We start from the raw sequence: 11799 nt of genomic DNA, 5'->3' as shown, positions 1-11799 counted from the left end.
CAATGGCTTTAATTAATTTGTCAGGTGCGTACCTTGCTTTCAGTGACGCGCCTCTACTTGATAATACAGAAATACATATTGAAGATAATGAACGTGTTTGTTTAGTGGGTCGTAATGGTGCGGGTAAGTCAACACTGATGCGAGTATTGACCAAAGAGCAACCATTGGATGATGGCCAACTTATTTATGAGCAAGATTTAGTTGTTGCTCGTTTGCAGCAAGATCCTCCCCGTAATGTTGAAGGTACGATTTATGATTTTGTTGCTGAAGGTGTGGCGGAACAAGCTCAATATTTAAAAGATTATCACCATGTCCTAAAATTGGTTGGTGAAGACCCGAGTGAGAAAAATTTAAATAAATTGTCAGAAGTGCAAGAGGTGCTTGATAACCGTAATTTATGGTTATTAGACTCACGCATTGCCGATGTATTAAAAAAACTGGATTTGCCGGGAGAGGCCGATCTTTCTTCACTTTCTGGTGGTTGGCTACGTAAAGCCGCTTTAGGGCGGGCGTTAGTGAGTAATCCTCGCGTATTATTTTTAGATGAGCCAACCAACCACTTAGATATCGAAACAATTTTGTGGCTGGAAAACTTCCTAAAAGATTTCCAAGGCAGCATTGTCTTTATTTCCCATGACCGTTCTTTTATTCGAAATATGGCGACACGCATTATCGATTTAGACCGAGGACAATTAGCGTCATGGCCGGGGAACTACGACAATTATTTGATCAGTAAAGAAGAAGCTTTGCGTGTTGAAGAAATGCAAAACGCGGAGTTCGATAAAAAATTGGCACAAGAAGAAACGTGGATCCGTCAAGGCATCAAAGCACGACGTACACGTAATGAAGGGCGTGTTCGCGCATTAAAAGCACTTCGTGTTGAGCGTTCAGAGCGTCGTGAAGTAATGGGAACTGCCCGTATGCAAGTTGGCGAAGCGGCGCGTTCAGGTAAAATCGTCTTTGAAATGGAAAATGTTAATTATCAGATTGATAATAAAGTCCTAGTCAAAGATTTTTCTGCACAAGTTATGCGTGGTGACAAAATTGCGCTGGTGGGGCCAAATGGTTGTGGTAAAACCACATTGCTACGTTTGATGCTGGGTGGCTTACAGGCAGATAGCGGAAAAGTCCATTGTGGAACCAAACTTGAGGTGGCTTACTTTGATCAGCATCGTGCAGCATTGGATCCCGACAAAACGGTGATGGATAATCTTGCCGAAGGTAAGCAAGAAGTCATGGTTAATGGTAAACCTCGGCATGTACTTGGTTATCTGCAAGACTTTATGTTCCCACCTAAACGTGCGATGACTCCGGTCAGAGCATTGTCTGGGGGAGAGCGTAACCGCTTATTACTGGCGCGTTTATTCTTGAAACCAAGTAATTTATTAATCCTTGATGAACCAACCAATGACCTTGATGTGGAAACATTAGAGTTACTTGAAGAACTCGTCGATGGTTACCAAGGTACCGTGTTACTCGTCAGCCATGATCGTGAGTTTGTTGATAATAGTGTAACAGAATGTTGGATTTTCGATGGGAATGGGGTAATTAGCCGTTTTGCGGGCGGGTATTTCGATGCTCAGCAACAAAAAGCACAAACCGTGAGTCTGAAAGTTGAACAAACGAGTAAAGTTGCTGCCCAAGAAAAAAGTGTGAAGCCAAAGGAAGCAGCTAAGCGAGTTAATAAATTAAGCTATAATTTACTTCGAGAACTCGAACAGTTACCTCCAAAACTGGAGAAACTTGAAACTGAAATTGAAACACTCCAAGCAAAAATTGGTGATGCAGATTTCTTTAATCAACCTCATGATGTCACAGAGAAAGCGTTGAGCTCCCTTGCAGAGAAAGAGCAAGAATTAGAGCAAGCGTTTGATCGCTGGCAAGAGCTAGAATTATTGAAAAACGGTTGATATAACGCTCTGCAATAATGGCTATCTGAAATAGAAAGGAGTGAAAACACCTTGTGCTCTCACGAGTCTCATGAACATGTGCTTTGTACACAGTGTGACATGCTGGTTGCTGTTCCTGAATTGGAACAAGGTAGTAAAGCAACCTGCCCACGCTGTAATACAACATTAATATCAAAGTGGCGGCATCCGTACAAGCAACCTGCAGCTTATGCTTTTAGTGCATTAGCAATGCTATTTATTGCTTGTCTATTCCCTTTTGTCAAAATGGGGGCTGCGGGTATTGAAAATGAGATCTCGCTATTTCAAATTATTGAAATTATTTCAACCACCCGCTATAGCGGCCTAGCACTATTTTTCCTATTTTTTTCATTAGTCATTCCTGCATTTTGTATGGTGACAATTATTCTCTTGGGGCTGCAAGTTCATCTCCCCAAGAGACTAAAAGTGTGGATTACACGCATCTTATTTCAGATGAAAACATGGTGCATGGCCGAAATCTTTTTAGCTGGGGTATTGGTTAGCTTTGTTAAATTAATTGCTTATGGTGATATTGGTGTTGGATTAAGCTTTTTACCTTATTGTGCATTTTGTATGCTACAGGTTAGAGCTTTCCAGTGTCTTGATCGTCATTGGTTATGGAATAGAATAGAAGCGGCGCCTCAACTCAATAAAAAGCTAAAAGTGGGGCAAACAGGTATTAGCCAAGATGTTAGGTTATGTCTTGTCTGTACGGCTATTTTGCCTGCTGAGCAATCTCAGTGTCCCCGCTGTTTTGCTTATGGTAGTGTCCGTAGAAAGCAAAGTATCCAGTGGACACTGGCACTATTAATGACATCAATAATGCTCTATGTTCCTGCCAATTTATTGCCAGTCATGACAACCAATACATTAGGAAGTGACTTACAGTCAACAATAATGGATGGCGTTATCCTATTGTGGGAAGACGGTTCCTATCCTGTTGCTTTAATTATCTTTATTGCCAGTATTATGGTGCCTTCGTTAAAAATGATCGGCATTGCTTGGCTTTGCCTTGATTCAAAAGGTTATGGCAATCGAGATCCTCATAGAATGCATTTTATTTATGAATTAGTAGAGTATGTTGGCCGTTGGTCAATGATTGATGTTTTTGTCATTACTATTTTGGCCGCGTTAGTTCAGATGGGGCAATTAATGAGTATTGTTCCTGCGCTGGGCGTTATTTTCTTTGGTGTCGTCGTTATCTTAACGATGTTTGCGGCGATGACGTTTGACCCAAGGTTAACTTGGGATCGCTGTGAAATGAAGCACACAGTCAATACTGTTGAACAAGAAGGAGCTATCGGGTGACTCATCAAGAAACGCCGCAGACCAACGCTAAAGTCAGTAAATTGAAAAGTTGGTCACCTGTATGGGTGATCCCAATAGTGACTGTCTTAATTGGTGCTTGGATATTGTTTTACCACTTTAGTCATCAAGGTCCTGAAGTGACGTTGATTACTTACAATGCGGAAGGTATTGAAGCGGGTAAAACCAAAATTAAAAGTCGTAGCGTCGATATAGGCATTGTTGAAAGCGTCACGCTAGACGACAATTATAGTCGAGTAATGATTAAAGCGCGCTTAAGTAATGATATGAAAGAATTACTGCGTACTGATTCGGCTTTTTGGATAGTCAAACCGACAATCGGACGTGATGGTGTAACTGGGTTAGGAACATTGTTATCAGGGGCTTATATCGAGCTTCAACCAGGGCTTGCAGCGAAAGAGCATTTTGAATTCAATCTGCTAGATACTCCCCCTTTAGCCTCACCTGATGCCAAAGGGATCCGTGTGACGCTAGTCAGTGACAAAGCTGGGCAGCTTAATCCAGGCGACCCAATTCTATTTCGTGGTTATCGTGTTGGCTCTGTCGAAACCAGTGATTTCGATATGGAAACTCGCGATATGAAATACCAGCTATTTATTAATGCTCCTTACGATAAGTTAATTAGCTCAAATGTCCGTTTTTGGAAAGACAGCGGCATTGCATTTGATATGTCATCGCAAGGCGTTCATGTTGAAATGGGGTCAATTGCAACATTGCTAACGGGTGGCGTAAGTTTTGATGTGCCTGCGGGCTGGGTTCCGGGGGCAGGTGTAAAAGAAAACGCTGAGTTTAGATTATTTGATAACCAAAGTAGTATTCAAAATTCATTATACACTCAGTATCAAGATTTCGTTTTATTCTTCTCTGATTCTGTTCGTGGATTACAGCCAGGCGCACCCGTGGAATTCCGAGGTATTCGCTTAGGTACAGTTGCTCAAGTTCCTTTTTATACCGAAGGACTTGACCAATCATTGGATAATGATTTCCGTATTCCAGTGCTAATTCACATTGAGCCTGAACGTTTTTCAAAAGATGTTGGGGCAAACTTTAATTTAAAAAATGAATTAAAAGCCGCAATGAAAAATGGCCTTAGAGCGTCATTGAAGTCAGGGAACTTATTGACAGGCGCACTCTATATTGATTTAGACTTTATTCCAAATGCTGAAGAATATAAAGGCCCAACCGTCGTTGCGGGTTATAAGATTATCCCAACAACTAGTGGCGGTTTAGCGCAAATACAGCAAAAAGTGATTGCGGTGTTGGATAAAATTAACGACATGCCAATAGAGCCAATGTTGAACCAAACAACACAAACGCTAGCAGAAGGGCAAAAAGTGGTTAAAGAAGCCAACGCCATGCTAGTTCAGTTAAACAAAGTGATGGGAAGCAAAGAATTCCAGAACTTACCACAGGACTTGCAAAAAACATTGCAAGAAATGAACCGTGCAATGCAAGGATTCCAACCAGGCTCACCAGCTTATAATAAGATGGTTGATAATATGCAACGCTTAGATCAGGTCTTAAGGGAAGTGCAGCCATTACTACGTACCTTGAACAACAAGAGTAATGCGTTAGTCTTCGAAGCTGAGCCAACTAAAGATGTTGAGCCAAAAGGAGTGAAAAAATAATGAGATATTTACTATCAATATTTGTTTTGATGTTGGCTGCGTGTAGTAGTGTTCCTGAAAAGAAATACTATCAATTGCCAATGAAAGCCCCTGTGGCACAAGAAGCATCAGTTATGGGTAAAGAGCAGGTTTGGCTGCAACGTATAATGCTATCGGATGTACTGACCACCAATGGGATCACATACCAAACCTCAGATGTAAGTTACAGTAATGCCAGTACGCATTTGTGGGCGAGTCCATTAGAACAACAATTAGGGCAATCTATGGTACGTGAGCTTTCATTTGCGTTACCTAATCGTCTTGTGTCGTTACAACCTTTGCAAAAATCGCCAGAGGCATTGGATATCACGTTAACGGCATTCAATGGCCGTTATGATGGCACCGTATTAATTCAAGGTTTTTGGACCTTATCTAAAGATAATGAAATAATCCGTCGCAACTTTGATATTCAATTAGAGCAAAAAGAAGATGGCTATCCTGAATTAGTTCGTACTTTAGCATTAGGGTGGGAGCAAGTAGCCAAGAGTATTGCTAAAGAAATAAACAAACCTTAATTCACTTTTATTATTAAGGTTATTTAACTACACGCTACTGCTTATTCGGTAGCGTGTAGTTTTTTAGTTATATATCTTCTCATCATCAATCTGCACTATAAATTGGTTCGAGCATAAAGACGATTAATATCATATATGTTTTACTGTAATGTTTTGATTTATATGGAAATAATTTCGTTCACTTGTTAATTCAATATGTTAGATTAAATTAACAATATAAGTCACATTTATGACATTCATGACAATTATATTAAAATCTTTACTTGATTTTCTGTCTTGTGAAGGCTATTTCTATACTGTACCTATAAAAAACAGTATAGGTGCTGTTTTCTTTTCCATTTAAATGATGAGGGAAGTAAGGCATGAAAAGACAGAAGCGAGACCGTTTAGAAAGAGCTTTATCGAGAGGTTACCAAGCAGGTATCGTAGGGCGCTCGAAAGAATTATGTCCCTATCAGGCAGTAGATGCTCGTTCGCATTGGCTAGGTGGTTGGCGTAAAGCAATGGAGGATAGGGCAGTTGTTTCCGTATAGCGCAGAGTTTACTGTGAATTGTTAAATTAAACACTCGGTAATTATTTAGGTGCTTATTTAACGATACTCGTCATACACCAAGCCGCTGTTATCAGCGTTCAACTACCCAGAATATCAAGGGATATTTAGCTTAATGCTGAGACGCAGCTAAAATTATTTGGGGTATGTGATCCATTCAATTTATTAACCTCCGCATTTGCGGAGGTTTGCATTTTTAGCGAATTGAAAGAGATTAAAAAACGCTAGTGTCTTTAAATAGACCCACTTTCAAATCAGTAGCAGTATAAATAGGTTTACCATCTACTAATACTTCACCATCAGCTACACCCATGATTAATTTGCGGTTAATCACACGTTTAAAATTGATACGGTAAGTGACTTTCTTTGCAGTTGGCAGTATTTGACCTGTGAGTTTTACTTCACCTACGCCCAGAGCACGACCTTTACCTTCGCCGCCAAGCCAGCCGAGATAGAAACCAACTAATTGCCACATAGCGTCAAGACCTAAGCAACCAGGCATGACTGGGTCATTTGTGAAATGACAGCCAAAAAACCATAGGTCTGGATTAATATCCAATTCAGCTTCAACGTAGCCTTTGCCAAATGTACCACCATCTTCAGTCATTTTGATGATGCGATCCATCATCAACATATTCCCTGATGGAAGTGGAGGTCCATTTTCTCCGAATAATTCGCCTTTTCCAGAAGCAATTAAATCATCTTTTGTATAGGATTCGCGTTTATCAACCATGTTCGTCAGATAGCCTTTATTATGTGTAAGGGCATAGAATAGCTTACACTTGTACGCTGAACAACTCCGATCTGATACTTTTTACTCAACCAAGCCATTTTAGGAACCATGGAAGCCTTGCCTTATCCGGTGTATTGGCTTGATGAATCCGTTCCTGAATTAAAGCTAACAGGTGTACATTATCTTCTTCAACTTGTTGTTCAAAATAAGGTTGTTTGGTGAGTAGTGTAATAGCTTGAGCAACGTGCTCGACAGGCCAAATATGGAACTGTCCCTCTTTTACTGCCTCGACGACTTCATTTTTTGTACATAAGTGGCGAACATTAGACATAGGAATAATAACGCCTTGCTCCCCAGTCAAACCACGTTTTGCACAAATATCAAAGAAACCTTCAATTTTTTCATTTACGCCACCGATTGGTTGCACATAACCAAATTGGTCAACTGCACCGGTAACTGCAATTTGTTGGTCGATAGGTTGGAGGGCTAATGCGCTAATTAATGCGCACAGCTCCGCGAGAGACGCGCTATCGCCATCAACTTCACCATATGATTGCTCAAATACAATAGATGCTGAGAATGGCTGAGGTTGCTCTAATTTAAGTTCATAATTTAAATAGGCTTGCATTATCATCATGCCTTTTGCATGGAGATTGCCACCGAGCTCTGCTTTACGTTCAACATCAACAAATTCACCGTCGCCTAAATGAGCAACACAGGTAATTCGTGATGGCTCACCGATCGCTTCAGGGTGCCCAGGATACTGTAAAACCGATAACCCGTTGACTTGACCAATAACATCCCCTTCCGTTTTGACAAGAATTTGTTCTTGCAAAATATCATCTTGGGTACGTTCAGCAAGAAAGCTGTGACGCCAGAGACGGTTTTCTACTGCCTGAGTAAATGACTCATGGGTTAGTAGATTATTGGATTGATAGTGTGAGGCATCCATCAAGCGTCGAGTTAACCACGAAACATCGAGTGGTAAATTAAATTTATCTTCACAATAGCGGGTTGCTTGGTTAATGAATGCAGACCAACCATCAGCAGCGATGTTGGGTAACTGATTTAAATTAATGATTGATTTTATGTAACGCATCCACAATGCTAATTGTTCTTCATCTTCAAAGAACATAACCGGCTCATATTCACCGTAAATTGCACTTTCAAATAATTCAGGGTCAGCATATTCAAATTCTTCCAATGCTAACCTATCACCGATAATCACCACTTTAAGCTCAAGTGGGTGAGGTTCAATTTCAATCGGTAGTGGGTGACTATCAGAAAGAGGCAACCATTCGAATTGACGACGGGTTACCATATTTCTTAACCGGTTCCACATCAGTGGTTGGGTGATTAATGTACTCGCTGAAATAATGAGAACGCCACCGTTAATTTGGTGAAGCAGGCCAGGAACAAGTGTCATGGATGGTGTGACATAACCGAAGAGTTGTTCGGGCTCAATCCAATGACGACAAGCAATATTTGTACGGGTAGAAAAGCGACTTTTCGAACCCTCTTGCCACTGAAATAATTGTTTATCTTCAGATAGTTGATAATCGCCATCAAGGGGACATGAATTAGTTAATAATGGCTGAATAACATCCGTAAATAGATTGAGATATTCTTCACTTTCATCTGATTTGATAAACATAAATCGAGTTTTGGCATACTCGTTGACAAAATGCTGTATACCAGCAAATAACCGAGGTTGAATATCCGCTAATGTTGTTGGCATTATGGTTGCCGAAGAAACAAAATGGGTTTGTAGAGCGTCTAAATTAGGTACAAGGCCTTGCCATGTTAGTTCTTGACTGATCACTATAATTATCTGCTATTAATATGGTTATAAATTAAATGCCTGCCAATCAGCTGGGCACACGTACCTGAATTGAGTTTGATTTTATTACATTATTAACTTCATTGTCTTCAGGTCAGTTTATTACCCACTGGGCAAGTCTGCTATATTAGCCTTTGATAGCGGATCTTGCAGCAAGAATTGTTGAAATATTGATTAGAACAGAGAAAACATTAATACGACAGGCAAACTCATTGGCCAAGTGAAGCCGATAAGTAATGCACTCAGTAGCCGCATACAGAAACTCGGGTCTTTGGTTAAGAGTAAGGTAATTAACATAGAGCATACGCCTCCAATCCCATAGATGAGGAGTATGTATTCAAAAGTGGACATGTAATTTTATTAATTTGTTAACAGATGGATGCGAATTGTACACTATTTTAAGCATCAACTGTGATCTTCTTTGCGGTTAACTATGAATTATTCATCAAATTTAATTTCTGCTTGAGCATTTTCTTGAGAAAATTGCTAATATAAAAGTAGGGTCGATTTTCTTCAGGAAAAATTATGAAATATCAGCAGCTTGAAAATCTTGAATGTGGCTGGAAATGGGAATATTTGGTAAACAAAGCCAGAGGTGGCGAAGCGATTACCCGTTATATAGAAAGAAGCGCAGAAAAAGAAGCAATTGAACTACTGCTGAAAATGGAAAATCGCCCCATTGACGTTTTAAAGTGGATTACGGATCATATGAATCCGCAGCTTGATAATCGAATGAAACAAAGTATTCGAGCGAGACGAAAACGTCATTTCAATGCAGAACATCCTCATACGCGGAAAAAATCAATCGATCTCAATTTTTCTGTTTGGCAACGCTTATCTAACTTGGCAGTTAAACGAAATAAAACGTTATCTGAAACGATTATCCAATTGATTGAGGATGCAGAACATAAAGATAAATATGAAAGCCAAATGAGCGTACTAAAACAAGATCTTCAAGCTATTTTGGGAAATACACAAGATAATAACAAATAAGTGTTTAACTGCGGGTATTAACTGAGTCTCACGAATAATTATTAAGTTTTATAATGCCTTTTAGATGATGATAGTCAAAAAAAACCCCATTTTCATGGGGTTTTTTGTATTCAGTTCAAAATTCAAACTAGGGCTAGTAATTAAGCGCCTGGTTGAGTTACAACTTCAGTTGTACCTTGAATTTCGATTTCAACGCGACGGTCTGGACCTAAGCACTCGATCAGAGCAGCACGGCCTTTAACATCATCACATTTGTTACCAGTTACTGGATCTTCTTTACCACGACCTTCAGCAGCGATTGCGCTTGCTGGAACGCCTTTAGCAACCAGATAATCAACTACTGACTGAGCACGTTTCTGAGAAAGTGGCAGGTTGTAGTTTTGTGAACCGATACGGTCTGTGAAACCAACTACCAGTACGCGACCTTGAGTTGGGTCGATGCTGCTTAGTTCGTTATACAGTTCGTTCAGCGCTTCTTGACCAGCTGGTTTCAGAGACGCTTTGTTGAAGTTAAACAGAACGTCTGAACGCAGTGTGAAACGTTTGTTTTCAACAACTGGAGCTGGCTCAACAACTGGAGCTGGCGCGATTACTGGCGCTGCTTCTTGACCAAAACGGTAAGCAACACCAACACTCAGCATGCCATTGTCTGGACGAACACCGATGTTGTCTTTATCACCTAAGCTGGTAACCCACTGGTAGTCTAAACGAGTAGCCCACTGTGGAGTAATCGCATATTCAACACCTAGTGCGTATACTGGTGCAACACCAGTATCAGTTTCTTTGTAGTTGATGCTGTTAGCTTTAGCTTCTGTGCGGTAAACCATACCACCCAGACGCGTATAGATGTCTAAGTCTTCCATTACTGGATAGCTTAGTTTGGTTGTTAATGAAACACCCATAGATTTCAGGTCGCCGCTGTTGCCAGCGCCTTTGTATTTCATTTTACCAAACCAGTCATAACCGAGTTCAAAACCCATGTACTGGTTGTATTGGTAACCTGCGTAAGCACCCGCACCAATAGTGTCACGGTCAGTAGAGTTACCTACAGATGCGCCACCATTTGGAGTGAATTTAGTGTCTTCATAGTGAGACCAACCTAATTTAGCACCGGTATACCAAGTGTTATCTTTTGGAGCTGCCTGTGCAACAGTTGCGAATGCTGCCACTGCTACTGCTACTGCGATAGCTGTCTTTTTCATTTTTTACGCCTCGTTATCATCCAATACTGGCATGGCTTCAATGAGCCTTATTATTCGCCATTGGTTTAATTTACTTGCTAGGTTTCGCTGACATTATCTACAAAAAATTACAAAAAGTAAAAAATAATGCCATAAGCTGAACAAGTTAAAGTTTACAACGAACTCGAAAAGATACAAGTACAGCAAGCAATAAACGTTAAAAAAAGTATTTTTTTAGTGTATAAATCAGAGGGATATGTGCATTTATTGTATTGTTCATTTTTTGTCTATCTAGTTGATCTTCAATACTTTTCATTTCACTTTAGGGCTAATTATTACAAAAGCCCAAATTTAGTAAGAATATTCTTAATCTTGGTTAGTGATAGTAGTTTGAATGAATTTTTAGGTGATTTTGCTGTCCAGAATGGAGACTCGCCATATTATATGTTTTTTGTGGGCGCATAATAAAGCCTATCGAATGACCTTCTTGAGCTGCATATTGTAGGCGAATAAAATCCTGTTCACTGATTTCAGGAAGCCATCCTAAAACGACACTATAATTCCCACTTCTAAGTGCTTTTTCCATTGCATCTATTGTCGTAATGGATTGTGTATTACTTAGTTGCATAATTTTATGGGTAGGAAGTCCTGCTTGCTTAAGCCAATCGCGACTTAATTTTTTATTTGGACTTAACCAAAGCAACCAGCGTGATTGATGACCAAATTGGCGCAACATAGGAAGTAGAATGTAATCTAGAATAGGATGTTTTTCATCGTAAACAAGTTCACTCACCATTCCTTGCTGAATAGGATTGCCAATACAATTTTCGGTTGAAATGGCTTGTGCGTAATTATTAAGAGAATGTTCTGTTGTGTCGTTCCAAGAGTAGATGCTCATAATTCACCTCGTTACAATGCTGTATGAACATACAGTAACTGTATATCCATCCAATATCAAGGCTATTTTTTCAAAGCGCTTCGCAACTTTGTGGTTTTTATCTGCATTGTGCTTGGCATTTTTAACCGAAACTCTCAGAATCAGTTATGTGTAATCATTTGTAAAAA

The 11799-nt window shown here is 39.9% G+C and carries 11 protein-coding genes; 6 read left to right on the top strand and 5 right to left on the bottom strand.

Features of this window, described 5'->3' with window-relative positions; translation table 11 throughout:
* The first annotated feature begins 2 nt into the window (after positions 1 to 2).
* The 5 genes from M998_RS04625 (at position 3) to rmf (ending at position 5969) form a co-directional block, all read left to right on the top strand.
* A complete protein-coding gene (locus tag M998_RS04625; RefSeq protein ID WP_068907792.1) occupies positions 3 to 1910 on the top strand; it encodes an ABC transporter ATP-binding protein in 1908 nt (635 codons plus the stop codon).
* Between the two features lie 51 nt (positions 1911 to 1961).
* Positions 1962 to 3236, top strand: a complete 1275-nt coding sequence (gene pqiA, locus M998_RS04620) for a membrane integrity-associated transporter subunit PqiA (protein WP_073890127.1) — start codon at positions 1962 to 1964, stop codon at positions 3234 to 3236.
* Positions 3233 to 4882, top strand: coding sequence for an intermembrane transport protein PqiB (gene pqiB, locus M998_RS04615; protein WP_068907790.1), 1650 nt, complete (start codon positions 3233 to 3235; stop codon positions 4880 to 4882). Before pqiA ends, pqiB begins: the two co-directional genes overlap by 4 nt.
* Positions 4882 to 5436 carry a membrane integrity-associated transporter subunit PqiC gene (gene pqiC / locus M998_RS04610; RefSeq protein ID WP_068907788.1) on the top strand — a complete coding sequence of 185 codons (555 nt, stop codon included), beginning with the start codon at positions 4882 to 4884 and terminating at the stop codon, positions 5434 to 5436. The genes pqiB and pqiC overlap by 1 nt, the downstream gene beginning before the upstream one ends.
* A 362-nt stretch (positions 5437 to 5798) precedes the next feature.
* Entirely contained in the window at positions 5799 to 5969 is a 171-nt protein-coding gene (gene rmf / locus M998_RS04605) for a ribosome modulation factor (protein WP_068442291.1), read from the top strand.
* 232 nt (positions 5970 to 6201) lie between these two features.
* On the opposite strand, the gene fabA is transcribed toward rmf, so the two are convergent.
* From fabA to M998_RS19255, 3 genes are all read right to left on the bottom strand, one after another.
* Complete coding sequence (fabA, locus tag M998_RS04600; protein WP_068442293.1) at positions 6202 to 6720, bottom strand: bifunctional 3-hydroxydecanoyl-ACP dehydratase/trans-2-decenoyl-ACP isomerase; 519 nt, start codon at positions 6718 to 6720, stop codon at positions 6202 to 6204.
* An 85-nt stretch (positions 6721 to 6805) separates the two neighbouring features.
* On the bottom strand, positions 6806 to 8542 hold the full coding sequence (locus M998_RS04595; RefSeq protein WP_068907786.1) for an AAA family ATPase: 1737 nt from the start codon (positions 8540 to 8542) through the stop codon (positions 6806 to 6808).
* A 192-nt stretch (positions 8543 to 8734) separates the two neighbouring features.
* The gene (locus M998_RS19255; protein WP_073890131.1) at positions 8735 to 8911 is read right to left on the bottom strand and encodes a GhoT/OrtT family toxin; all 177 of its coding nucleotides are present in this window, start codon (positions 8909 to 8911) and stop codon (positions 8735 to 8737) included.
* Positions 8912 to 9085: 174 nt separating this feature from the next.
* On the opposite strand from M998_RS19255, the gene matP reads away from it, so the two are divergent.
* A complete protein-coding gene (gene matP / locus M998_RS04590) occupies positions 9086 to 9553 on the top strand; it encodes a macrodomain Ter protein MatP (RefSeq protein WP_068907784.1) in 468 nt (155 codons plus the stop codon).
* Between the two features lie 140 nt (positions 9554 to 9693).
* Here the strand turns inward: matP and ompA are convergent, their stop codons facing one another.
* Together ompA and sulA are read right to left on the bottom strand one after the other, a co-directional pair.
* A complete protein-coding gene (gene ompA / locus M998_RS04585) occupies positions 9694 to 10755 on the bottom strand; it encodes a porin OmpA (protein WP_068907782.1) in 1062 nt (353 codons plus the stop codon).
* Between the two features lie 355 nt (positions 10756 to 11110).
* Entirely contained in the window at positions 11111 to 11632 is a 522-nt protein-coding gene (gene sulA / locus M998_RS04580; protein ID WP_068442306.1) for an SOS-induced cell division inhibitor SulA, read from the bottom strand.
* Positions 11633 to 11799: the final 167 nt, after the last annotated feature.

Source organism: Providencia heimbachae ATCC 35613 (assembly GCF_001655055.1).
In the GTDB taxonomy this organism is placed as follows: domain Bacteria; phylum Pseudomonadota; class Gammaproteobacteria; order Enterobacterales; family Enterobacteriaceae; genus Providencia; species Providencia heimbachae.
The sequence above is the reverse complement of the archived record's forward strand: the minus strand, read 5'-3'. Positions and strand labels throughout refer to the sequence as shown.